This window comes from Pseudomonas sp. KH_021 (genome assembly GCF_057838865.1).
Genome location: NZ_CM174477.1, coordinates 3,694,181 through 3,717,734, shown reverse-complemented (window position 1 = coordinate 3,717,734; position 23,554 = coordinate 3,694,181). Strand labels below are relative to the sequence as shown.

Below are 23,554 nucleotides of genomic sequence, written 5' to 3'. Positions count from 1 at the left end.
TCACTCTGCCCCTCCCAGATAGGCTTCCAGTACGGCGGGATCTTTTTGCACCTCCTCAGGCAGGCCTTGAGCGATGCGTTGGCCAAACTCCATCACCACCACGCGATCCACCAGCCCCATGACGAAGTCCATGTCGTGCTCGACCAGCAGGATCGCCATGCCTTCGCTGCGCAAGCGGCTGAGCAGAACCCCTAGAGCCTCTTTCTCCTTCAGGCGCAGCCCGGCTGCGGGTTCGTCCAGGAGTAACAGGCACGGGTCGGCGCACAGGGCGCGGGCGATTTCCAGGATGCGCTGTTGGCCGAGAGCCAGGCTGCCAGCTTCTTCGTATAAATAATCACCGAGGCCGACACGCTGCAATTGACGTCTGGCTTCGTTGAGCAAGCGCGTCTCTTCCTGTCGATCCAGGTGCAATGCGGCGGCGAGCACACCTTTGCTGCCACGCAAATGTGCGCCAATGGCGACGTTCTCCAGCACACTCATCGTCGGTAGTAGCTTTACATGCTGGAAGGTGCGGCTCATGCCCATCCTGGCAACCTCGCGAGAGGTCATGCCATTGATCCGCTGGTCCATGAACAACACATCGCCAGAGGTAGGCGTATCGACGCCAGAGAGTTGATTGAACATCGTGCTCTTGCCGGCCCCGTTGGGGCCAATCAGTGCCAGGATTTCCCCGGCATGCACTTGCAGGTTCATGTCGTTGTTGGCCACCAGGCCGCCGAAGCGCTTGGTTACGTTGCGCGCCTGGAGAATCCTTTGGCCGTGCTGTGGCAATTCGCGGCGCGGCAGCTCCTGGACATTGGCACTCCCGGCCAGCAAGGTCTTGCGGGTGCGGTAACGCTGGGGGACGAGGCGGATCAACATTGGCCACAGCCCACCCGGTGCACGCTGCATCAATACGACGATCAACAGGCCGAAGACGATGGTTTCGTAGTTGCCGTTATTGCCCAGAAGGTGCGGGAGCAGATCCTGTAGCCATTGCTTGAGCAGCGTTAGAATTCCAGAGCCCAGTAGCGCGCCCCAGACGCTGCCGACTCCGCCGATCAGCGCCATGAACAGGTAGTCGATGCCCATGCTCAGGCCGAAGGGCGTCGGGTTGACGAAGCGTTGGGTGTGCGCGTACAGCCAGCCGGAGAGGGCGGCAAACACTGCCGAGATCACGAAAATCACCATCTTCGAGCGAAAGGTATTCACGCCCATGGATTCGGCCATCACTTGGCCCCCCTTGAGGGCCCGGATCGCCCGGCCTTCTCGGGAGTCGAGCAGGTTCTGGGTGATCAACATCGCCAGCAGTAGGACGACCCATATCAGGTAGAAAATCTTCTCGCCTTTGTCCAATTCAAGGCCGAACACAGCAATCGACGGCAAACCACTGACGCCGGTATGCCCCCCCAAGGAGTCGAGGGTGCCGAACAGGTAATACAACGACAGGCCCCACGCAATGGTGCCCAGGGGCAAGTAATGCCCAGACAGTTTCAGGGTCATGGCGCCGAGGAAAAGTGCTACCAGCGCGGTCAGCACCACGCCCACCAGCAGCGTTAGCCAGGGTGAGGCGCTAGTCCATGCCAGCCATGCCGGCAATGACTCAGCCGTGGTCAGGTAGGCCGTGGTGTAGGCGCCGAGCCCGACGAAGGCTGCCTGGCCGAAACTGGTCATGCCGCCGACGCCAGTGAGTAGCACCAGGCCGAGCACCACCAGGCTGTACAGGCCGATGTAGTTGAGCAAGGTCACGTAATACGGCGGTAACAGCAGTGGGGCGATGCCCAATACCAGCACCAGAGTGAGTAGCAGGTAGCGCGGATTCATTCCTCTTCCTCCACGTGACGTTGGGCGAGCGAGCGCCAGAGCAGGAACGGGATGATCAAAGTGAACACGATGATTTCTTTATAGGCACTGGCCCAGAACATCGAAAATGCTTCGAGCAGGCCCACCGCCAGTGCGCCAATGGCCGCCAGGGGGTAACTGGCGAGGCCGCCGATGATCGCGCCGACGAAGCCTTTGAGGCTGATGATGAACCCAGAGTCGAAATACAGGGTGGTGATCGGAGCAATCAAAATCCCCGACAGCGCACCAATAAATGTCGCCAGCAGAAAGGTCGCTTTGCCCGCCAGTGCTGGCGAGATACCCATCAAGCGTGCGCCCATGCGATTGACCGCCGTGGCGCGCAGCGCTTTGCCGTATAGCGTGCGTTCAAAGAACAGGAACAGGCTGATGATCAGGGCGAGGGACACCGCCAGGACCCATAGGGTCTGGCTGTTGAGGGTCACCGGACCCAGCTCCAGGCCCGCCTCGGAAAACGGCTCGGTGCGCGCGCCCTCCGGGCCGAACAGCAACAAGGCGATGCCGACCATGCTCACGTGAACGGCGATGGACACAATCAGCAGCACCAGGGCGCTGGCCGAAGCAATCGGCTGGAACACCAATCGGTAGATCAGAGGGCCCAAGGGTACAACCAGCGCCAGCGTCAGCAGTGCCTGAATCGCCATCGGTAGTGTGGCCAGCGGCAAGGTGCGTATCAGTACCACCATCAGCACGGCGTAACCGAGTTTGATCAAAATGCGTTTGGGAAAGCGCCACGCATGATTCGAGCGAGCGGCAGCGATCAGGTCCAGCGCGCAATCAAGCAAGGTCAGGCCCAGTAGCAGCCAGACCAGTGCCGTGGGATGCCCGGCCTGAAGGGTGGCCATGGTCAGGGCGCCATAGGTGACGAATTCGCCCTGAGGAATCAGCAAAATTCGCGTGACGGTGAAGACCAGGAGAATCGACAGCGCCAGCAGTGCGTAGATCGCCCCGTTGGTGATCCCATCCTGGCCCAGCAGCATGGCTATCTGGAAATTCATAGTGATGACTCTTTTGTGCGTAGTGAAGCCGCAAGCGTTTCCTTTCAGGCGGAGCACCACCTGAAGGGAAGGCAAGGGTTGATCAGTGGTTGCTGATCATTGGTTTTTGAGCAGGGTCCAGGTGCCGTTTTTCACCTGTATCAGCTCGCGGCCGCGTTCATCGAAGCCGCTGTGGTCTGCAGGCGTCATGTTGAAAACACCTTGGGTGCCCGCCAGTTCGTGGCTTTGCTCCAGCGCGTCACGCAAGGCGCTTCGAAACTCGGGGGTGCCCGGCTGTGCCTTGGCGGCGGCAACGGGGATGGCTTTTTCCAGTAACAGGGCGGCGTCATAGGTATTGGCGCCAAAGGTCGCAGGCTTGCTGCCGTTGAGCTTTTCGTATTTGGCAATGTAGTCGCCGGCCACTTTCTTTGAGGCATTACTGTCAGGGATCTCATCGAGTACCAGCATCAAGCTGGCGGCGAGGATCGTGCCCTCGACTTTCTTGCCGCCAAGCTTCAGGAAGTCCGGCAGTGCGGCGCCATGGCTCTGGTAGATCTGGCCACGATAGCCCTGGTCGAACAGCGTCGTCTGAGGCATGACCGCCGCGCTGCCGGGGGCTGCGATCAGTACCGCGTCAGGGCGGCTGGACAGCACTTTGAGGCTTTGCCCGGTGACCGAGGTGTCCTGACGCTGGAAGCGTTCAGTGGCGACGACTTTGATGTTGTGCTCGGCCGCCAGGGCCGCGGTGACCTTGGCCCAGTTCTCGCCATAGGGGTCGGCGGTGCCGATGAAGCCCAGGGTTTTCACGCCCTTTTTCGCCATGTTCTCAAATAGCGCCTTGGCGATCAGCTCATCGTTCTGTGTGGTCTTGAACACCCACTTCTTCTCGGCATTCATCGGCAACACCACCGAGGCGGTACCTACGGGGGCTAGCAGTGGCACGCCCGCTTCGGCGACGAACTGAATCACGCCCATGGCGTTGGGCGAACCGCTCGGGCCGATGATTGCATCGACGTTGTCCTCGCTGATCAGCTTTTTCAACGCCTTGACGCTGGCTGTCGGGTCGCTGGCGTCATCCAGCGCAATGTAGGTCACGTCCTGATCGCCGGCTTTGGTTGGCAGCAGCGCGATGGAGTTTTTTTGTGGCAAGCCCACCAGTGCGAGAGGGCCGGAGGAGGAGGTGATGATGCCGATCTTCACTTGTGCCTGCGCAAAGGATACGCAGGCAGCACTCAACAGCAACGTGGACACGGTTTTCTTGAAGAGCATGTTTTTCTCCGAAGAGTTGCAGGGCGATGCAAGAGGCGATTTTTGTTTGTGGACGTGTGCTCTTTGCCTTTGAAGCGGAATTCTCCTGCCGGGCGATGAACGATTAGGGCGATAGCAGATTGCATGCCAGAAGCTGTGTCGCATCGGCTGGCTGATGGCGTTCGCCCATGACGTCCTGATGACTGAATGTGGTCGTAGGCAGGGCGGTGAAGAGCCGGCCCGAAAACCTGGCCGAGTGAGAAGCGGCGTGGCTTTGATCTGAATCGGCGTGCGATTGAAAGTCTTGTTTTTAGTGATTAAAAGGTGTTTTTTATCGTAAAAAAAAGCAATTTATTACGGTAATTTTCACGTGAAAAATATTTTTAGAGGCTTGATTTTAAAAGCGCATTCTTAGGTGTTTGGTTTTGATGGGAAACACATTTTTCGGGCTTGGTTTTATAGTTAAAATTATGATTTATAAGGATAAAAGTAAGTTTTTTGCCATTTTTTGATGGTGTCGAGAGTGTTACCTCTGTGCGCGATGGTGGTGCGGCCTGTCGTAACATGTACCGAAAATACACACTATTTATTTGATGAAAATTTAATTGACAATTCACGTAATAATTACGATTTTAGATTTAAGCGTTCGACAGGCTTTTCGGTCGAGCTCATCGGTTAAAGCGCACTGCGCGACGGATAGATAAACAGGTGAAAGGCATGACGATCGTCGTCGAAGAGTTGGCATTGGGAGGCGCCGGGCTGTCAGTGATGGTGAAAGACACCATTGATATCGCTGGCTGGCCGACCCGCGCATCTAGCCGTGCATTGGCCGATGCACCGGCCGCACCTAAGCATGCTCAGGTGGTCACGGCGTTGATTGATGGCGGCTGCCGGATCCTCGGTAAAACCAGCCTGCATGAACTGGCATTCGGCACTACCGGTATCAATGAATGGCTGGGCACTGCCGACAATCCACATTATCCAGGACGTATTCCGGGCGGGTCTTCCAGTGGCTCGGCGGCAGCCGTAGCGGCTGGCCTTGTCGATTTTTCACTGGGCACCGACACCGGTGGTTCGGTGCGCGTTCCGGCCGCCTGCTGCGGCGTGTTTGGCTTCAAGCCCACGTTCGCTCGTATCAGCCGTGCCGGGGTCATGCCGACGCACAGCTCTCTGGATTGCGTCGGTCCGTTCGCGGCGAGCATGGGCATGCTGATTGAAGCCATGAAGGTTATCGATCCCACCTTTATCGAACTGCCGGGCACAGAAAACATCACCTTGGGTGTGGTGCCGGTACAGGCTCACGCCGAAGTGCAAGCCGCCATTGACGAGGCGCTGAATCGCTCAGGTTTCCCTTTGCAAACGGTGCCGCTGCCCGACATGAGCACGGCCTATGACGCAGGTCTGGTGGTGATCAATCGCGAGACCTGGAACGCCTGCGGCCACTTGCTGGAAACCGGTCTGGTCGGCAAGGACATCGCCGCGCGCTTGCTCGCCGCCCAAAACACCACCGATCTTGCCCTGGCCGCCGCGGAGCAGGTGCGACTGATGTTCACCACGCAAGTGGATGCAGCCCTTGCACGCTGCCCGATCCTGGCGATGCCGACCATGCCCGACTACCCGCTGCGGGTCAGCGATGCCGCCGACACCCGCGCCGCGATTGGTATGACTGCCTTTGTGCGGCCTTTCAATCTTTCCGGTCATCCGGCCTTGAGTATTCCACTGGTCGGGGCTTCGGGTTTGCCGGTGGGCCTGCAACTGATCGCCGCCAAGGGCGCCGACGAATTGCTGTGCGCAGTCGCCCGTGAACTGGTCCGACGCCTTGAACAGCACCACAACCCACAAAAACCAGCATGAATACCTTGGAGAAACCCATGACTGTACTCAGCGAGCTGAATCACCACCGCTCCGTGCCGATTACTGAGAGTGATGGATTTGCGCAGTTGCTCGTCGAGATTCGCGAACGAGCCCGGACTGAAGAATTCGACCAGCAAAAGTTTATCTCCCAGGACGTGATCGAGCGTTTTCGCGCGCTCGGCGTCTACCGTGCGTTGGTGCCCAAGCGTTTTGGTGGCGACGAACGTTCACCTGCGGAATTTTGCCAGATGGTCGAGGAGATTTCCCGCGCCGACGGTTCTGCCGGTTGGGTCGCAAGCTTTGGAATGAGCTCGGTGTACCTGTCGGCGCTGCCGCTGGAAACCATCAAGAAAATCTACGCCGACTCCCCGGATGTGGTGTTCGCCGGTGGGATCTTCCCGCCACAGCCCGCGGCTTATGTTGAAGGCGGCCTGGAGGTGAACGGCCGCTGGAAATTCTCCAGCGGATGTATGGGGGCGTCGTTGATCGGCGTCGGTATCGCGCCGAAAAAAGGCGACATGCTCGGCTTGCCTCGTCTGGCCGTCATGCCTCGGGAAAAGGTGCGGATCGAGCCGACCTGGGATGTGGTCGGCCTGGTTGGAACCGGTAGCCATGACGTGGTCATCGAAGGGGTGGTGGTCCCGGAGGAGTGGACTTTCGTACGCGGTGGCCCGTCCAGCCTTGACGAACCGTTCTTCCGCTATCCATCGCTGTCGTTCGCAACCCAAGTGCTGTCTGTGGTGGGGCTGGGTGTCGCCCGCGCGGCGCTGGATGAGCTCGCCGGCATGGCCAGCGGGCGGATCTCGGTAACGGGCGCGCCGTCGCTGTCTGACCGACCGTTGGCACAGGTGGAAATGGCCAAGGCCGAAGCTTCATTACGTGCGGCCCGCGCCTGGTTCTATGAATCCATCGACGACGCCTGGAACAGTGTTCTGGCCGGTGACGCAGTGAGCGTTGCGCAGACCAACATGCTGCGCCTGTCCTCGACCCATGCCACCCGTGTCGCCGCCGAGGTCGCGCGTACCGCACAGATGCTCTCGGGCATGAGCGGGGTGTATCGCAGCAGCCCGCTGTCACGCTTCGTCAACGACACCCTGGTGATTACTCAGCACGCGTTCATGGGCGACATGACCTATCAGAACGCCGGTGCGATTTTCTTCGGTAACAAGCCGTTGCCCGGTTACCTGTAATTTTTCTTTGACTGGATTGGTGAATTCATGAGCGACAAAAAAGCGTTACGCGTCCTGTTCTGCATCGGTATCAACCAGAACTTCTTCGACGCCCCGCGCGACGAGCAACTGCAGGTCTGGGCCGCGTTCAGCGAAATGTGGAACGGCATCGCCGACCTGTCAGGCGTCAACGTCCTGGGCAACATGGACGATGACCAAAGTATGGTCGGCCCATCCACTGGCTACCCGTGGACCACGTATTTGCTGGCCGACGTGCCGGACATCGAAACGGTCAACGCAGCCTGCAACCTGTTCCGCACCACGCCGGTCGGCGACGGTACCTACAAGCTGTGGAAGTACACCAAAGTCGAGGCCCGTGTGGGTCGCGAGCTGATCATTCAACGCTGAGCCGGACCTCCCACATGGCATTTGAAGAACGGGTACAACAGTTGGAGCAAAGGCTGCGCCACCTGGAAAGCGAGAACACCATCCGCGCCTGCATGAACCGCTACATGGTCCTGTGCGACGAGCTGGGCGTTAACTCGCCGCTGGACGAATTGGCCAGCCTGTTCACCCAGGATGCGGTGTGGGAGGGCAAGGGCGCCAAGTACCAGAACGCTTTTGGGGGCTACCGTGGCCGCGAGGCGATCAAGGCAATGTTCGCGACCTATAGCGTCGAGCCCGCGCACTTCGCGCTCAACGTGCATTTCCTCACGTCCGAGCTGATTCGAGTGCAGGGCGATGTCGCTGACGCCAGCTGGGTAATGTTGCAGACCTCGACATTTGCCAGCGGCGCCTCGCACCTCAATAGCGCGCGGCTGACGGTGACGTTTCGTGAGGACGAGGGGGCGTGGCGCATCGCGCACTTTCAGACCGAGAACCTGTTCAGCCGCCCGGTAACCGCCTGGAACAGCACCGCCGAGCTGCCGGTACCGGCCAAGTCGGGCGAGTAACAACCAGAATTTTCCAAGAGTCGGCGAGATACGCTGACGAGGAGTGATCGTGAATAACCTGATCCAAACTACCACGCTGCAAACGTCCCCGGCAGACCTCGTACTGCATGATCGCGTACACACCTCGCTGTACACCGATGCCCAGGTTTTCGATCAAGAGCTGGAGAAGATTTTCTACAGCACCTGGATCTGGGTTGGCCACGTCAGCGAAATCCCTGAGGCGGGCAGCTACAAAACCACCTACGTTGGCAAACAGCCAGTGATCGTGGTGCGCGACCGCAAGAAAGACATTCACGTGCTACTCAACCGTTGCCGCCACCGCGCCGCCACGGTCTGCGAACACAAGAAAGGCAAGACCAACAGTTTCGTCTGCCCGTACCACGGTTGGAGCTACGCGCTGGACGGTTCGCTGCGTGGCGTACCGCACCCGGAAAGCTATGCCGATATGCTCGACAAGGCCGAACACCCTTTGGTCAGCCTGCGGGTCGAACAGTACAACGGCATGATTTTCGCCACCTTCAAGGATGATATCGAGCCGCTGAGCGACTTCCTCGGTGCCGCGAGAAAATGGATCGATCTGTTCATGAAGCAGGGCGGTGGCTACCCGATCAAGGTTGCAGGCGAGCACCGTTTCCGTTTCCCGGGAAACTGGAAAATCCAACTGGAAAACACTACCGACGCCTACCACTTCCCGCTGGTTCACAAATCGTTCCTGTCCTCAGTGGACAAGCAGACCGAAGAGATGCTCGATTTTGTCGGCGGCAGTGGTTATGTCGAGGATCTGGGTAACGGTCACAGCGTGATGGTGATGATTCCCGACCTGATCGATCTGGAAGCCAACCTTGACCTGCCGATCCCGGCCCGTTTCGAGGAACTGGCGGGGCAACTGCGTGCTGAAGGTCATGAAGAGCTGGAAGTGCGCCGCATTGTACGGGCGGTCGGTGGCTCGGGTTTCAACCTCAACCTGTTCCCTAACATTGCGTGCTCAATGGCGTTCTTTCGAGTGTTGCAACCGATAGCCGTCAATGAGACCGAGATCCATCACGCGGTGATCACCATGGACGGCGGCCCGGCCGTGGCCAACCGTTATCGCCTGCGTTTGCACGAGCATTTCCAGGGTCCGATGGGTTTCGGTACACCGGACGATTCCGAGGCCTGGGAGCGTGTGCAGCGGGGGGCCAGTGCCGGTACTGATCTGTGGATCATGCTCAATCGCGGCCTGCCCGGCGAGCAAAAAACCGAGGACGGCGTGGCCGGTGATGTGAGTGCCGAAACGGGCATGCGCGCCGGTTACCAGCAGTGGAAAAAGATGATGTCGGCCCAGGGAGAACAGTGATGATCGACGTGCAATTGCTCAATCAGGTGAGCGCCTTTATCTGGCAGGAAGCGGACATGCTCGACCATGGCGAGTTCGCCGAATGGCTGGGGCTATGGACTGAAACCGCGACCTACATCATTCCTATCGACCCACTGGAAACCGACTTCGAGAACACGCTGAACTACGCCTATGACGATCATCATATGCGCCAATTGCGGGTCACGCGCCTGACCAGTGGTGAGTCGATTTCCACCACGCCACGGGCCCGTACCGTGCGTTCGTTGTCGCGTTTTCGTGTGCTCTCGGACGAAGGCGAGGTGGTCAGCGTGCGCTGTGCGCAAAACCTGCGCGAGTTTCGCAAGGACGTGCTCAAGCACTACACCGCCGACATCACGTTTCAACTGGTGCGCAACGGCAACAGCTTCAAGATCCAGCGCAAGCTGATCCAGCTGATCAACTCCACCGATACCCTTGCCGGTATCGGTTACATCCTCTGAGGGACGCGCCATGACGCACACAGCATTGGTGACCGGGGCGGCTCAAGGGCTGGGTAACACGATTGCACGCGGTCTGTTCCAAGCCGGTTATGCGGTGGTCATCACCGATCTCTCGCTGGAATCGGCTGAGGCGGCTGCTCGCGAACTCGACCCCAGCGGCGAGCGTGTGCTGGCACTGAAGCTGGACGTTGCCAGTAAAGCCGACTTTGAAGCAGCGCTGGCGGCAGTCCTGGCGCAATGGGGGTCGCTGCAAGTGCTGGTGAACAACGCCGCGATGACGATGACCACGCCGGTCATGCAGATCAGCCCGGAAGAATTCGATCGGGTGATCGGTGTCAATCAGCGCGGTACCTTCGTCGGGTGCCAGGTATTCGGTACCTACCTGGCGGCCCAGGGTTACGGACGCATTATCAACATGGCTTCGCTGGCCGGACAAAATGGCGGCACCGCCACGGGTGCGCACTACGCCGCCTCCAAGGGCGCGATCATTACCCTGACGAAAATTTTTGCCAAAGAGTTGGCCGCCTCAGGGGTGACCGTCAACGCTATCGCGCCGGGGCCTATCGAATCCCCGGCGGTGCGTGCGGCCGTGCCACCCCAGCGTCTGGAACAACTGATCGACGCCATCCCGGTGAAGACCCTCGGCGACGCTGGGTTTATCGCCAAACTGGTCGTGCAACTGGCCGGTGAAGACGCCTACTTCACGACCGGGGCGACCTGGGATGTGAATGGCGGGATCTTCATGCGTTAAGCACGAACTCAAGACTCAACCGACGCAGCTCGCCAGGCGGGCTGCGTGTAACGCGGACAAAAGCTATGAGTGAGCAAACATTGAAGGTCGTGGTGAGCAAGCGCGAGGAGCAGGGCGACGGTGTCGTGGTCCTCGAATTGAGTGATGCCTCGGGTAAACCGTTGCCGGTTTTCGACGCGGGCGCGCATGTGGATATCCATCTGGAGCCCGGTCTGATTCGCCATTATTCGCTGTGCGGCAACCCATCCGACAGGTCGACCTATCGTTTGGGCGTGCTCAAGGACCCGGCCTCTCGCGGCGGGTCGGTGGCGGTGCATGAACAGCTGCACGAAGGTGTGCAAGTCCAGATCAGCGCACCGCGCAATCTCTTCCCGCTGGCAGTGGAGGCACGGCGCTCGATCCTGATTGGCGGCGGCATCGGTATCACGCCGATGGTGGCGATGGCCTATGCGCTCAATGCCCGGGACAGTGACTTTGAACTGCACTATTGCGGGCGCTCGCGTAGCCGCTGCGCGTTTCTCGGTGAGCTGGGCAGTGCGGATTTTGCCGCTTGCGTACACACCCATTTCGACGACGAAGACGCTGGGCAGAGGCTCGATCTGGCGGCCGTACTTGGCACGCCGCAAGCCGGTGTGCACGTTTATGTCTGTGGCCCGGCCGGGTTCATGGACTGGGTGATCGGTGAGGCCGGCAAGCTGGGTTACGCCGATGAACATATCCACCGCGAATACTTTCAGATCGAAGTCGACGCTTCAGGCGAAAGCTTCGAGGTAGTGGCTTCACGCAGCGGCAAAACGGTGCAAGTCGCCGAAGGCCAGAGCATTGCCGAGGCGTTGGCCGGGGTCGGGATCAAAATCGAGATGTCCTGCGAGCAGGGTGTTTGCGGAACGTGCTTGTGCGACGTCCTCGACGGTGAGCCGGATCATCGTGACGTCTACCTGACCGACGACGAAAAATCCGCCAACGACCAGATGTTGGTGTGTTGCTCACGAGCCAAATCCAAAACGCTGGTGCTGGATATCTGACAGAGGTCACTACCATGGTCGACACGACTGGATTTCGTAATTCAATGGCAATGCTCGGTGGCGCCGTTTCGGTGATCACCACCGACGGTGTGGCGGGTCGTTTCGGCTTTACCGCCTCTGCCGTGTGCAGCGTCACCGATCAACCGCCAACGCTGTTGGTGTGCATGAATCGCTCGTCCTATTCCAACGTGCACTTCAAGAGTAACGGCGTACTCAGCGTCAATGTGCTGAGCGCTGAGCATCAGGCGATTTCAGGTGTATTCGCCAATCGCGAACTGGACATGGAAGCGCGTTTCGCGCGTGCCCACTGGAGCACCCTGGAAAGCGGTGCGCCGCTGCTGGACGAGGCACTGGTCAATTTTGATTGCCGTATCGCCCAGGCCCATGAAGTGGGCTCGCACACGATTTTCTACTGTGAAGTCGTGGGGATTCGTAATGGCGAAAGCCAGGAAGGCCTGGTGTATTTCAATCGCGCTTACCACCGCTTGGGGGATGCATCGAAAGCCGTAAATTGAAGTAATTCCTCCAGTAACGAAACGATAGAAAACAACAATAAGTAACAGGGTGTTTGGCGCTCCTTGTCGGGGCTGCTCAGCTCTTTTTGCAGTAAGTGGTTTATAAAAATAACAAAGTAGATTGTCCGCATACATTGTTTTTGCTTATTAATCTGCTCCCACTGTTAGTGCCTTCGTGCATGTAAAAAGGAAATATCCGATGTTTCAGACGCGCTGGGTAAGTCACGCTGTCACGGCGGTGAGTTTGATGGGGTCGTTGATGCCGCTGATGGCCAATGCCGATTTCATCGACGACCGCCAAATCAGCCTGGGATTGCGCAATTTCTATCTCGACCGGGATTATCATCAACACAATGCGCCTAAATCGAAGATTGGCAGTTGGAGCCAGGGTTTCGATGGGCAATTCATTTCAGGCTATACCGACAGCCCCTTGGCGATTGGCCTGGATGTGAACGCGCAATATGCTGTGCGGCTGGATTCATCGGGCAATGATGGAACGCTGCCTTTCAGTGTTCGTGACCAGCAAGCGGCGGCAGACTATAGCCGGGCAGGCGCCACGTTGAAGATGCGCTACAGCAAGACCGAGTTGAAAGTGGGTGATCATCGCCCGCAATTGCCAATCGCGTTCGATGACCCCAGCCGACAATTGGACACGATCTATCAAGGTGCAGTGATTGATTCCCGCGAGATCGAGGGGCTGACGTTAACCGGGGGGCGCTTCTGGTCTGTCGTGACCCGTGAGTCTTCCAACCATGAAAAACTCTATAAGTGGGGAACGAGCGACGCACTCGATAGTGAAGGGCTGGATTTTGCTGGGGCGACCTACAATCTGACCAAAAATTTGCAGCTTAGTTATTTCTACGGGCTGCTGCATGATATTTATCAGCAGCACTATTTTGGCCTGATGCATATGGCTGATCTGGGCAATGGTTATAAGCTGAAAACGGAGGTGCGCTACTTCAATAACAATGAAGCTGGCAATGCCGTGGACGGTGAGATCGATAACCGTTCTTATGGCGCGTTATTTACCTTGACCAAAAGCGCACATATGTTCGGTGTCAGTTACCAGCGCATGCTCGGTGAAAGTGTATTTCCGACCCTGAACGGGTATATCCCCCAGCCCTATCTGGTGAATTGGTCGTCGTTGGCGTTTGTCCAGCCCGGGGAGCGCTCCTGGTCGGTGCGTTATGGCTATGACTTTGCAGCCATGGGCATGCCGGGGCTGAAGTTCAACGCCCGTTACACCAAGGGCACCCACTGGAACCGTGGCGGTGATCTGAGCGACAACCAGGAGAGCGAGCGCAATCTGGGGCTTGGCTATGTGGTGCAAAGCGGTCCGCTGAAAGATCTCGGTTTTGAGTGGAAGCGCACCGATGTGAAGACCCGTTTTGGCAAAGGTGGCGCATCGGGGCAGAACTATGGGGAAAATCGCCTGATCACGACCTACGTCTTCAAGTTTTAAGTCCTTCCAGCCCACAGAGCACCCATGAGCGACGGTGCAGGCGTCTTGCTGCCTGCCGCTGGGGCTTTCTGGTTATCGAGTACACGTCACGATGATCTTATACGAGTTGATCACCTTTACTGTGCGGGTGCGCACCACCGCAGCGGTTATGGCCCGGTTAGAGCAGTCACTGGGTGTTGCGGTTCAGGGTTGCAGCCTGATCGGATGCTGGGCGTCGGAGATAGGTCCGTTGAACCAGGTTGCGGTGTTGCGCGGCTTTTGCGACGAGCGCTCGCGCCAGAGCGAACGCGAGCGCTATCTGTTGGCCCATGATGCCTTTGGCATAGAGGCCTTCATGACCGATATGCAGGTGGAAAACTACACCTTGTTTCCTTTTCTAAAGCCCCTGCCAGCGGGTGCTCATGGCCCTTTCTACGAGTTGCGTGTCTACAACCTGATCCCCTCAGGACTTGGGCCCACTCTGGACGGCTGGGAGAGCGCCATCGGTGAGCGCACGGGTGAAAACTATTCGCCGGTTTATGCCGCGTTTTATGCAACGGATGGGCGCACTCCGCGGTATTTGCATATCTGGCCTTATCGCAGCCTTGAGCAGCGTCTCGAGGTTCGCACTCGTGCGGTTAACGATGGGGTATGGCCGCCGGAAAACTCGGGGCCTCAGCTACGCGACATGCACTCCACGATTTACTTGCCTGCAGCGTTCTCACCGCTGCACTGAAGCACATAAACCGCCCGTTATTAAGGATGTACGTCATGTACAGTTGCCAGCGTCAAAGGTCTACTGATGCCAACCTCTTTTGCCGGGCTCTGCGCCTGGGCTTGCTCGGCCTGGGGCTTGGCGCGTGTGCGCAGCAAGGCTTCGCCGCTGAAGTCAACATCAAGCGCGACCAGTACGGTGTCCCGCATATCTACGCTCAGGATCTACGTGGGCTGTATTACGGATATGGCTATGCGGTCGCCCAGGATCGTTTGTATCAGATGGAAATGGCCCGTCGTTCCAGCAATGGCACGGTTGCCCAGGTGCTGGGCAAGGGCTATCTGGAGGCTGACAAGGCCACGCGTTCAAATTTTGATCCCGCCAGTATTCGTGCGCAGTTACAGGCCTTGTCTGCCGATGATCGACAGATTTTTGAAGGCTATGCGGCTGGTTTCAATGCCCGCATCAAGGAGGTCCTGGCTGACAAGCCACGCTTGCTGCCGATAGAGTTTGTCGAGGAAGGTTTCGAGCCCGCACCGTGGAGTGCTGAAGATGTCGCCAGTATTTGGGTTGGGTTGATCCTTAACCGATTCTTTGCCGGTACCCAGGAAGTTGCCAACCTGCAATTGCTAGAGCGACTCAAAGCATTGCGCGGTGATCTGATTGGGCAACAACTGTATGACCAGATGCGCTGGCTGGAAGACCCGACAGCACCGACGACCTCGGCAAAGGCTGCAGGAACGCTGCGAAACTACAATGCGGTGCAAAACCTGCGGCCCTTGTCGGTCGCGGCGGCACACGATTGGCGTAGCCTGCAGGTCGCCCGTTTAGGTGAAGCCGCAGCGGATTCGATGCCTACTGCCAGCAACGCCTGGGTCGTCGCCCCGGCGAAAAGCCAGGACGGTCGTACAGTGCTGTTCAATGGTCCACAGCAGGGGTGGTTCAACCCCAGTATTACCTACAGCGTTGGTTTGCACGGTGCAGGCTATGACTTTACCGGCAGTACCCCGGTAGCCCTGCCGGCCATTCTGTTCGGCAGTAACGGGCACATTGCCTGGGGATCGACTGTCGGAGCCCTGGACACCAACGACGTCTATCAAGAGCAACTCAACCCGCAGAATCGTTTTGAGTATCGCTATAACGGTCATTACCAGCCGATGCACAAGCGAACCGAGACGATTGCCGTGAAGGGCGAGGCGCCCTATACGCTTGAGGTGTACTCGACTGCCCATGGTTTTGTCAGTACCTGGGATGTACCCAATCAAACGGCTTACAGCCAGAAGCGCAGTTGGGAAGGGCGTGAAATCGAAACCCTCCTGGGGTGGGCCAACCTGGCCAAGGCCCGCAGCTGGGATGAGTTTCTGCTTCAGGCCGAGCGGGTCAGCGTCTCCATCAACTGGTTCTATGCTGACACCCAGGGCAATATCGGGCACGTGGCTGTGGGCAAGCAACCCAAACGCCCGGACAACCAGCCCGTACAGTTTCCGGCAGTGGGTGATGGCAGCATGGAGTGGCAAGGTTTCCTGCCCTTTGACGCCAACCCGCGCAGCTACAATCCAGACCAGGGGTATCTGGTCAGCTGGAACAACCAACCAGCACCGGGCCTACGCGCCGACGGTGCCAACTACTCCTATGTCGATCGGGTAAACGAGTTGATCGAGCCTTTGCAGGCCAAGGCAAAACTCAGTCTTGACGACATCTGGAATGTGGATCGCCGTGGCGCATTTGCTGACCTCAACGCGCGCTATTTTGTGCCTGCGATTGTTGCGGCCACCCGCAGCCTGCCTGGCTCTGATCCTGCGCGCCAAGCGGCCGATATTCTGCAGCAGTGGAATCTTCAAGGCCGTGACGATCAGGGCAAGGGCGTCTATGACAGCCCGGCGGTGCCGATTATGCGAGCGTGGTTGCCGGCCATGTACAGTCGGGTATTGCAGGATGATTTGCCGGCAGAGGTGTTTCAAGCCTATGCCCAGACCGGTTACCCGGAGCAATACAGCGGTGCCTCGCCACAACCGGGCAAAGCTTCGAAGTTGTTGTGGAATGCGCTACAGGGCAAGCAAGCCGGCGTTCCTCAGCGGTTTGACTTCTTCAATGGGGAGTCGCCTGATACGGTAGTCCTGGAAGTGCTGCGGTCAACGCTCAAAGCCTTGCAAACCACCCAGGGTGCTGACATGCAGGCGTGGCGCACACCGGTGACCAGCATGCGTTTCTCTGCCGTCAACTCGATCGGCGTGCCTTGGGCTTCGAAAAACCGGCAACCCACCCTTGCACCGTTCATGAACCGTGGCAGCGAAACCTTCAGGGTTAGCCTGGGCACTGACGGGGTGAGCATGTGCTCTGCAGCGCCTCCAGGTCAGAGCGGCTTTGTCGCGGCCAATGGCGAGGCGAACAAGCATGTCGCGGATCAGTTGGCACTTTATCGCGAGCATGCCTGTAAGCAGGATTGGCTGAGCGCAGAGCAGGTCAATGCAAACCTTGAGTCGAGCACGACGCTGCATGACTGATGATTGATGGCGGATCGTTCCTGATCCGCTTAGAAGTTCACACCCACACTGAGTGCAACGAAGTCCCGGTCGATCGAGGTGTTGTAGGTGCCGCCGAAGAACTGGGTGTAGGCAAGGCTGGTGGTGTAGTTCTGGTACTCGGCGCCCAGGCCCAGGGTGACTGCCTTGGCGCCTTCAGTGAACAGCCCATTGGGACCGTAGCCGTCCACGTCGTGAGACCACGTCAGGTTCGGCTTCAGGTTGATACCGGGGAGGACGTTTTTGTAGTCCCAGATCGCCTGGACTCGGTAGCCCCAGGCAGTGCGGGTGGCGAAGCCTTCATCCTTGCAGTAGCGGGTCAAGTTCTCGCCATTGGCGCCAACCGTTCCCAGGTTGAGTTGCCGACACGTATCGATCGCACCGTCCCCGCTGGCCGGTAGCGGGCCGGGTCCGAATATCGGGTCACGGCCATAACGGACCTTGGCACTACTCTCCAAGCCTCCAATATGCACGACGCCCACCTTGCCGATCAGAACCAGGCGCTCAGCCCCCATCACCTGATTGAAGACCTGCGTGAGGGTGGTCTGGAGCTGGGTAATTTCCTTGCGACGATAACCGTGGAGGTCGTTGCTCGGGGAGCCATCGAGCAACGAGGCATTGCCGTACAAGGCATTCACGCTGGCTTTGAGTGGGTCAACAACAGCAAACAGGATGTCGGTGGTGTTCAGCTGCAACGGCGCATTGGGCCTATAGCTGATTTCACCCTGCCACGCTGTGCCAGTGGGGAGCGTGGTGGAAAAACTCAAACCGTACAGGCGGATGTCTTGCGGGTACTCCATGAAATACTGTGAGTTGCCAGCCACCACCAGCGGTGCTGCGGCTCCGAATGCGGCAGCAGCGTTGTAGACGCTTTGTGCCGGGGCGGTGTCGCTGAAAAATGGCGCGCGACTGTGGTAGTTGACGAAGTAGGCGCCGAACGCGGTGTTCAGCGGGTTGAACAGGTAGCGCAGGGCCAGGCCCCACTGCCCGATGTCGCGCGCATCACGATCTGGCCCGCGAGGTACTCGCGTGCCTTCAACGTTCTGGTCGATGTCAAGCAGGGTGCCCGGCAAGCCGTCGTTTACCCAGTCACCTACCGCCGGATTATTGGTCAGCAGGCGCAGGTTGTCGTTGCAACCGTGGGCGATCACGTCTGACTGGGCAAAGAAGGTGCCGCAGTTGTCCAGCACGGTTGGCTTCCACGTGATCTGGTAGAACGCTTCAAGGGACAGGTTCTCGGTCAAGCCCTGTCGAACGAAGAACATATTGACCGGGACCAGGCCTTCCTTGGCTTGTGCGCCGGGACGTCGGGAGGCCGGCACGTCGACAGGGTTGATCGAGTTGATGCCGTTCTGGAAGGAATTACTCTCACCCCAGCTCAGTACCTGCTTGCCTAACCGTAGGCTGCCTGGCCGTTCGCCGAGGGTGTAGTTGTGATAGGCGAAGGCATCGAGCAGTTGATAGCCGGCCGACTTGGCCGCTTGCTGGCGACCCTCGTCGTCGATGTCCTTGAACGGACGGTTTTCGTCCTTTAGTTCAATGTCGTACCAGTACTTGCCGCGCATAAACACACCGGTATCGCCGTACTTCAACTCGAGGTCATGAACACCTTTGAAAATTTTCGAGAAGGTTTCGCCCTGCTTGAAGTTCAAGCGGGAGTCGTCTGATGTCTGCGACAGCCCCTTGCCGCCGTTGTTGACGCCGATCAGGTTGCTGTCCGGGCCTGCTGTCGACCAACTGGTGCCGACCGACAGCGATGAATCCAACTGACCTTCGATGGCTCCGATGTTGAAATCGACGGCCTGGATGTCGGTCACGCCACCGAGGGCAATGACGCTAGCAAGTGTCTTCAGATTGAACGCTGCACGCTTTGTTATTTTTTTCATGCGGTTCCCTACTCAACCCTTGCCAGCCGCAACCCATAGTTGCGGATGGCTGGAAGGACAGTGTTTTTTGCTAGAGGGAAGGTGTTTCCAGGCTTTTGGCGCCGCCTGGCAACTTAGAAGAACCCCTGCGGGTTGATGTCGTAACTGACCAGCAGGTTCTTGGTCTGCTGGTAGTGTTCCAGCGCGACTTTGTGGGTTTCGCGGCCTATACCCGATTTTTTGTAACCGCCGAACGCGGCGTGCGCCGGGTACAGGTGGTAGCAGTTGGTCCACACCCGACCCGCCTTGATCGCCCGGCTCACGCGGTGGATGCGGTTGATGTCGCGAGTCCAGAGGCCAGCGCCAAGGCCGAACTCGGTATCGTTGGCGATCGCCACGGCTTCGGCTTCGTCCTTGAAGGTGGTTACGCCGACCACCGGGCCGAAAATTTCTTCCTGGAATATGCGCATTTTGTTGTGGCCCTTGAGCAGGGTCGGCTGGATGTAATAGCCGCCACTCAGGCTGCCATCGAGGTGTTCCACGCCGCCACCGGCGAGCAGTTCGGCGCCTTCTTGCCTGGCGATTTCCAGGTAGGCGAGGATCTTGTCGAACTGTTGCGCGCTAGCTTGGGCACCGACCATCGTCTCAGTGTCCAGCGGGTCGCCGCGTTTGATCTTCTCGATCTTTTTCATCACCTCCTTCATGAAGGTCGGGTAAATCGACTCCTGTACCAATGCCCTCGACGGGCAGGAGCACACTTCGCCCTGATTCAGGAATGCCAATACCAAGCCCTCGGCAGCCTTCTCGATGAACGCAGGCTCTGCCTGCATGATGTCTTCGAAGAAGATGTTCGGTGACTTGCCGCCTAACTCGACGGTGCTCGGGATAATGTTCTGCGCGGCGTGCTTGAGGATTTGCACACCCACTGGGGTAGAGCCTGTGAAGACGATCTTGGCGATGCGTTTGCTGCTCGCCAGCGCTTCACCGGCCTCCTTACCAAAGCCTTGGACGATGTTGACCACACCCGGTGGCAACAGCTCGCCGATCAGCTCCATCAGTACGCTGATGCCCAGCGGCGTTTGTTCGGCGGGCTTGAGCACCACGCAGTTGCCCGCGGCCAACGCCGGGGCGAGTTTCCAGGCGGTCATCAGCAGCGGAACGTTCCACGGGATGATCTGGCCGACCACGCCGAGCGGCTCATGGATGTGGTAGGCCATGGTGTTGCCGTCAATTTCGGCGGCGGCGCCTTCTTGGGCACGCAGGCACCCTGCGAAGTAGCGGAAGTGATCAGTGGCCATCGGAACATCGGCGCTCAGGGGTTCGCGCACGGGCTTGCCGTTGTCCCAGGTTTCGGTGACGGCCAGCAGCTCAAGGTTGGCTTCGATGCGGTCGGCGATCTTCAACAGGATGCCTGAACGCTCCTGCACTGAGGTCTTGCCCCAGGCGTCGGCAGCGGCATGCGCCGCATCCAGGGCCATTTCGATGTCCTCGGTGCTCGAGCGCGGGAACTCGGCGATCGGCAGGCCGTTGACCGGCGAGAGGGTGGTGAAGTACTGACCTTTGACGGGCGCGACGAACTCGCCGCCGATGTAGTTGCCGTAGCGGGCTTTGAACGAAACGATGGCACCGTCTGTACCAGGGTGTGCATAACGCATGGCTAAACTCTCTTGGCTGTTGTTCTTGTTGAAAGGAGGCGCATTGGTTTCAGGCGGGCGGTGACTGTTCGAAGCACTTCAAATCGCGATCGATCGGTACCCAAGGCAGCGCCGAGGCGCACCAAAGGTGCATGCCGGGGTTCGCTTGCGCTGCATCGGTCAAGGTTCCGGCTTTGATGGCCAGCACACCGGGCATGGCGCCCACTTCGGAGTACAACGCCGAGCCGCAATGGCTGCAGAAGAAACGCCGCACGGGGAGGCCGCTGCCGCCGGGTTTCGAGTAGCTGGCGAGGGTTTCACCCTTCACGACGAAACCTTCGGCCGGCAGCAGCAGGTTGATCGAGAAGGCACTGCCTGACTGCTTCTGACAGTCCGTGCAATGGCACACGGCGGTGGTCAGCGGTGGCATGTCGCTGGAATAGTGGAGGCTGCCGCACAGGCAACTGCCATGGGTATAGGTCATGGGGAACGCTTCCTTATGGAGGGAACAAACAGGTGTCATGACCGCGGCTATGAGGCCGCGGCTGCTAAAGCAAAGGTGAGCGACTGGGGCTGGTCATGCCGCCTTGGCCAGGTGGGACAGGCTCGGGCTGCCAATGGGCGGCGTGACGTTGGGTGCACCCGAACGATGCGAAACCACTCCTGAACAGAGCACAGGCCAGTAGCCCCGACACCAGGCAGACCATCAGCATGGCGTACCTGATACCGGCAAAGTCATGCAGGACGTAATCAGTCAGCACGCCCACCGCGACCGGCCCAAGCCCCGCTCCCAATAGATTGATCATGCCGGTGTACAGGGCTGCGACCTGTCCTCGCATGGGGGCGGGCGCACTCTCCTGAATGGCCGCGGGGCCTGCGCCAAAGAAGATGAACCAGAAGGGGCAGGAGATCGCCAGGAAGGCTAATGCCCAAGAGGCGCTAGGCATCAATAACATCGCCGCACTGCTTAGGGACAGGCCGAGGCCGCCGACCAGGGCAACCCGCAAATTGCCATGGACGACGCCCTGTTTGCGCCAGTAGTCGCCCAGTGAGCTGCCAACGATTGCGCCCAAAGGACCGAGCACGCAGAGGAACAGCCCCAGCAGCTTACCGATCTCGGCATAGGTCCAGCCGAACTCGCGGACGAAGAAGGTCGGTACCCAACTGCTTATGGCGTACACACCCATATAGAAGAAGCCGCCGCCCAGCATCAAGGCCGCGTAGCTTCTGCGGTTCGCCTGCAAAAACGCTAGGACTTGCGAAAACGGCAGTTGGCCGGCACAGATTGACCTTTGCGCAGGCCTGGCTTGGCGGATCCGCGGCTCGGGTATGACGGCGACGAGCAAGGCGATCAACAGTCCCGGTAGACCCACCGCCAAAAAGGTCAACTGCCAGGCTTGCAGGCTGCCCAGTAGCGGCAACGTGGGGGGAGAGGCAGAAAATATTCCCAGTACCATGCCACCGATCAGCAGGCCGGCCCCGGCGCCGAAAGGACCTGCGGCGCCGAACACACCCAAGGCCCGTCCGCGTCGTTCGGGGGCGAACAGATCGGCCAGCAATGACACAGTGCCCGGAATAAGAACGGCTTCACCGACCGCTACACCAATACGAGCGAGCAGCAGATGCCAGTATTCGCTGGCCAAGCCACCGGCGGCAGTGGCCAGGCACCACAGGGCAACACCGATGGCAATCACGATTCGCCGGTTGCCATGGTCGATCAGGCGGGCGATGGGGATACCCACCACGGCGTAGAACGCCGCGAACGTGAACCCGTGCAACAAGCCCATCAGGGTGTCGCTGACGCCTAGAGACTGTTGAATCGGACCGACCAGCAAGGTCAGGATTTGTCGATCCATGATGGAGAAGACATAGGCCAGCAACAGGGTACAGACGGCATACCAGGCACTTTGCCGGCTGACCCCCAGCCAGGGTTGTTCACCGATTGCTGCATCGGATTTCTGGATCATTGGACTTGCCTCGTTGTTCTTATTTTTAACGGAGGTGCATCGGCACGACGCCTCGCGGGTAAACCCGGCTCCTACACCCAGCCGCGCCGCCGCCAGTGTAGGAGCCAGCCTTGGCTGCGATGAAGGCACCGCGGTGCATCAGGCAAACCGCAGCGCGTTCATCGCGGCTAAAGCCGGCTCCTACACCAAGCCGTGCCGCTATCAGGCACGACGCTTCGCGAGTAAACCCGGCTCCTGGGCCCAGATGTTGTTGTCGCGCCAGAAGTTTTCCTTGCGCCAGCAGGCCGGCAGTTCGCTCCCCGTCGAGCGGATGACACGCTTGAGCAGCACCTTGAGCAGTTGCGCCTCCTCGAAGTTCAGGCACTGCTCGGCAGACGTTTCGGCGGCCTTGGCAAAGGCCAGCAACTCAATGGCGAAGCGTCGGCCCTGCTCGGTGAAATGCACGCGCCGATCCTGGTCGAGGATGATCAGGTTGCGCTCGATCAAGGGATGCAGCGCTTTCGCCGAGACTTCCTGGCCCGTGATCGCGATCAGGTGTTGCAGGTCGGCCAAGGTGCGGCCGTCGCCCATGCTCAGCACGGTCAATAGCTCGTAGTCGAAGTCCCGCAAGCCCTGTTCCCTGAGGCGCTCGCGAATCGGCATCAGCAGTTGGTAGTAGGTACGCCCCAGGAGAAAGCCGAGCCAGTCATCACCGAAGTTCGAGCTGGCGTCCTCGATATCGCTGGTCTTCTTCAGCAGCAGGCCATAACCCCCGCTGTGGAAGACCAGGGGCGACTTGTCGAAGCTGTCGAAGGCGACCACTTCACCGACAAAGATAATGTGATCGCCGCCTTCATAGCGGTAGGCGGTGCGGCACTGGAAGCGTGCCGAGCAACCTTCCAGCAATGGGATATCACCCGGCCCCCGCTGGATCGGTAGCGTGGCGAACTTGTCCTCGCCACGTTTGGCAAAACGGTTCGACAGGGCCTCCTGGTCCGACGCCAGGATATGCACCGCAAAATGTTCGGCGCTCATGAAGGCCGCAGCGCTGGAGGATGCCTTGCTCAAGCTCCAGAGCACCATGGGCGGATCGAGCGAGACCGAGTTGAAGCTGTTGGCGGTCAAGCCATAGTCCTGCCCATCCTCGCCACGGGTGGTGACAATCGTTACACCCGTGGTGAAAGCTCCAAGCGCCTGACGAAACTGTTTTGGATCGAAGTGAGAGGTGTTCATTGGCGTGCTCCATCGCCGCCGGAGAGCGGCAGCGAGTTGTCGAAGGTCAAAG

General features: G+C 59.0%; 19 protein-coding genes and 1 pseudogene. 12 read left to right on the top strand and 8 right to left on the bottom strand.

Annotated elements, in window-relative coordinates; genetic code table 11:
* The 3 genes from AC3IX4_RS17165 to AC3IX4_RS17155 form a co-directional block, all read right to left on the bottom strand.
* Positions 1-1,803 (bottom strand): branched-chain amino acid ABC transporter ATP-binding protein/permease, encoded by a 1,803-nt coding sequence (locus tag AC3IX4_RS17165; protein WP_489256609.1) that lies wholly within the window; start codon positions 1,801-1,803, stop codon positions 1-3.
* Entirely contained in the window at positions 1,800-2,837 is a 1,038-nt protein-coding gene (locus tag AC3IX4_RS17160) for a branched-chain amino acid ABC transporter permease (protein ID WP_489256608.1), read from the bottom strand. The genes AC3IX4_RS17165 and AC3IX4_RS17160 overlap by 4 nt, the downstream gene beginning before the upstream one ends.
* A gap of 96 nt (positions 2,838-2,933) precedes the next feature.
* The gene (locus tag AC3IX4_RS17155; protein WP_489256607.1) at positions 2,934-4,085 is read right to left on the bottom strand and encodes an ABC transporter substrate-binding protein; all 1,152 of its coding nucleotides are present in this window, start codon (positions 4,083-4,085) and stop codon (positions 2,934-2,936) included.
* A gap of 672 nt (positions 4,086-4,757) precedes the next feature.
* Between AC3IX4_RS17155 and AC3IX4_RS17150 the strand changes: the two are divergent.
* From AC3IX4_RS17150 to AC3IX4_RS17095, 12 genes and pseudogenes are all read left to right on the top strand, one after another.
* Positions 4,758-5,918: pseudogene (locus AC3IX4_RS17150) on the top strand (amidase); the annotation flags it as partial.
* Positions 5,919-5,935: 17 nt separating this feature from the next.
* Positions 5,936-7,108, top strand: coding sequence for an acyl-CoA dehydrogenase family protein (locus AC3IX4_RS17145; RefSeq protein ID WP_489256606.1), 1,173 nt, complete (start codon positions 5,936-5,938; stop codon positions 7,106-7,108).
* 27 nt (positions 7,109-7,135) lie between these two features.
* Entirely contained in the window at positions 7,136-7,495 is a 360-nt protein-coding gene (locus AC3IX4_RS17140; protein ID WP_489256605.1) for an IacB protein, read from the top strand.
* A gap of 14 nt (positions 7,496-7,509) precedes the next feature.
* A complete protein-coding gene (locus tag AC3IX4_RS17135; protein WP_489256604.1) occupies positions 7,510-8,040 on the top strand; it encodes a nuclear transport factor 2 family protein in 531 nt (176 codons plus the stop codon).
* Positions 8,041-8,089: 49 nt separating this feature from the next.
* Positions 8,090-9,376, top strand: a complete 1,287-nt coding sequence (locus AC3IX4_RS17130) for an aromatic ring-hydroxylating oxygenase subunit alpha (RefSeq protein ID WP_489256603.1) — start codon at positions 8,090-8,092, stop codon at positions 9,374-9,376.
* 2 nt (positions 9,377-9,378) lie between these two features.
* Positions 9,379-9,855, top strand: a complete 477-nt coding sequence (locus AC3IX4_RS17125) for an aromatic-ring-hydroxylating dioxygenase subunit beta (RefSeq protein ID WP_489261310.1) — start codon at positions 9,379-9,381, stop codon at positions 9,853-9,855.
* A gap of 10 nt (positions 9,856-9,865) precedes the next feature.
* On the top strand, positions 9,866-10,606 hold the full coding sequence (locus tag AC3IX4_RS17120; RefSeq protein WP_489256602.1) for an SDR family NAD(P)-dependent oxidoreductase: 741 nt from the start codon (positions 9,866-9,868) through the stop codon (positions 10,604-10,606).
* Between the two features lie 65 nt (positions 10,607-10,671).
* A complete protein-coding gene (locus AC3IX4_RS17115) occupies positions 10,672-11,631 on the top strand; it encodes a PDR/VanB family oxidoreductase (protein ID WP_489256601.1) in 960 nt (319 codons plus the stop codon).
* Positions 11,632-11,645: 14 nt separating this feature from the next.
* The gene (locus AC3IX4_RS17110) at positions 11,646-12,146 is read left to right on the top strand and encodes a flavin reductase (protein WP_489256600.1); all 501 of its coding nucleotides are present in this window, start codon (positions 11,646-11,648) and stop codon (positions 12,144-12,146) included.
* 247 nt (positions 12,147-12,393) lie between these two features.
* Complete coding sequence (locus tag AC3IX4_RS17105) at positions 12,394-13,608, top strand: OprD family outer membrane porin (RefSeq protein ID WP_489261309.1); 1,215 nt, start codon at positions 12,394-12,396, stop codon at positions 13,606-13,608.
* A 91-nt stretch (positions 13,609-13,699) separates the two neighbouring features.
* Positions 13,700-14,323, top strand: a complete 624-nt coding sequence (locus AC3IX4_RS17100) for an NIPSNAP family protein (protein WP_489256599.1) — start codon at positions 13,700-13,702, stop codon at positions 14,321-14,323.
* Between the two features lie 35 nt (positions 14,324-14,358).
* The gene (locus tag AC3IX4_RS17095; protein ID WP_489256598.1) at positions 14,359-16,806 is read left to right on the top strand and encodes a penicillin acylase family protein; all 2,448 of its coding nucleotides are present in this window, start codon (positions 14,359-14,361) and stop codon (positions 16,804-16,806) included.
* Between the two features lie 29 nt (positions 16,807-16,835).
* Here the strand turns inward: AC3IX4_RS17095 and AC3IX4_RS17090 are convergent, their stop codons facing one another.
* The 5 genes from AC3IX4_RS17090 to AC3IX4_RS17070 form a co-directional block, all read right to left on the bottom strand.
* Positions 16,836-18,710, bottom strand: a complete 1,875-nt coding sequence (locus tag AC3IX4_RS17090) for a DUF1302 domain-containing protein (RefSeq protein ID WP_489256597.1) — start codon at positions 18,708-18,710, stop codon at positions 16,836-16,838.
* 113 nt (positions 18,711-18,823) lie between these two features.
* Positions 18,824-20,344 (bottom strand): acetaldehyde dehydrogenase ExaC, encoded by a 1,521-nt coding sequence (exaC, locus tag AC3IX4_RS17085; protein WP_489256596.1) that lies wholly within the window; start codon positions 20,342-20,344, stop codon positions 18,824-18,826.
* 49 nt (positions 20,345-20,393) lie between these two features.
* Entirely contained in the window at positions 20,394-20,807 is a 414-nt protein-coding gene (locus AC3IX4_RS17080) for a GFA family protein (RefSeq protein WP_489256595.1), read from the bottom strand.
* 64 nt (positions 20,808-20,871) lie between these two features.
* A complete protein-coding gene (locus tag AC3IX4_RS17075; protein WP_489256594.1) occupies positions 20,872-22,290 on the bottom strand; it encodes a spinster family MFS transporter in 1,419 nt (472 codons plus the stop codon).
* Between the two features lie 201 nt (positions 22,291-22,491).
* Entirely contained in the window at positions 22,492-23,502 is a 1,011-nt protein-coding gene (locus tag AC3IX4_RS17070) for a flavin reductase (protein ID WP_489256593.1), read from the bottom strand.
* Positions 23,503-23,554: the final 52 nt, after the last annotated feature.

Coding starts and splice junctions, on each gene's coding strand:
- AC3IX4_RS17165 (WP_489256609.1), bottom strand. CDS start 1,803: ATGAATCCGCGCTACCTGCTACTCACTCTGGTGCTGGTATTGGGCATC.
- AC3IX4_RS17160 (WP_489256608.1), bottom strand. CDS start 2,837: ATGAATTTCCAGATAGCCATGCTGCTGGGCCAGGATGGGATCACCAAC.
- AC3IX4_RS17155 (WP_489256607.1), bottom strand. CDS start 4,085: ATGCTCTTCAAGAAAACCGTGTCCACGTTGCTGTTGAGTGCTGCCTGC.
- AC3IX4_RS17145 (WP_489256606.1), top strand. CDS start 5,936: ATGACTGTACTCAGCGAGCTGAATCACCACCGCTCCGTGCCGATTACT.
- AC3IX4_RS17140 (WP_489256605.1), top strand. CDS start 7,136: ATGAGCGACAAAAAAGCGTTACGCGTCCTGTTCTGCATCGGTATCAAC.
- AC3IX4_RS17135 (WP_489256604.1), top strand. CDS start 7,510: ATGGCATTTGAAGAACGGGTACAACAGTTGGAGCAAAGGCTGCGCCAC.
- AC3IX4_RS17120 (WP_489256602.1), top strand. CDS start 9,866: ATGACGCACACAGCATTGGTGACCGGGGCGGCTCAAGGGCTGGGTAAC.
- AC3IX4_RS17115 (WP_489256601.1), top strand. CDS start 10,672: ATGAGTGAGCAAACATTGAAGGTCGTGGTGAGCAAGCGCGAGGAGCAG.
- AC3IX4_RS17110 (WP_489256600.1), top strand. CDS start 11,646: ATGGTCGACACGACTGGATTTCGTAATTCAATGGCAATGCTCGGTGGC.
- AC3IX4_RS17105 (WP_489261309.1), top strand. CDS start 12,394: ATGGGGTCGTTGATGCCGCTGATGGCCAATGCCGATTTCATCGACGAC.
- AC3IX4_RS17100 (WP_489256599.1), top strand. CDS start 13,700: ATGATCTTATACGAGTTGATCACCTTTACTGTGCGGGTGCGCACCACC.
- AC3IX4_RS17095 (WP_489256598.1), top strand. CDS start 14,359: ATGTACAGTTGCCAGCGTCAAAGGTCTACTGATGCCAACCTCTTTTGC.
- AC3IX4_RS17090 (WP_489256597.1), bottom strand. CDS start 18,710: ATGAAAAAAATAACAAAGCGTGCAGCGTTCAATCTGAAGACACTTGCT.
- exaC (WP_489256596.1), bottom strand. CDS start 20,344: ATGCGTTATGCACACCCTGGTACAGACGGTGCCATCGTTTCGTTCAAA.
- AC3IX4_RS17080 (WP_489256595.1), bottom strand. CDS start 20,807: ATGACCTATACCCATGGCAGTTGCCTGTGCGGCAGCCTCCACTATTCC.
- AC3IX4_RS17075 (WP_489256594.1), bottom strand. CDS start 22,290: ATGATCCAGAAATCCGATGCAGCAATCGGTGAACAACCCTGGCTGGGG.
- AC3IX4_RS17070 (WP_489256593.1), bottom strand. CDS start 23,502: ATGAACACCTCTCACTTCGATCCAAAACAGTTTCGTCAGGCGCTTGGA.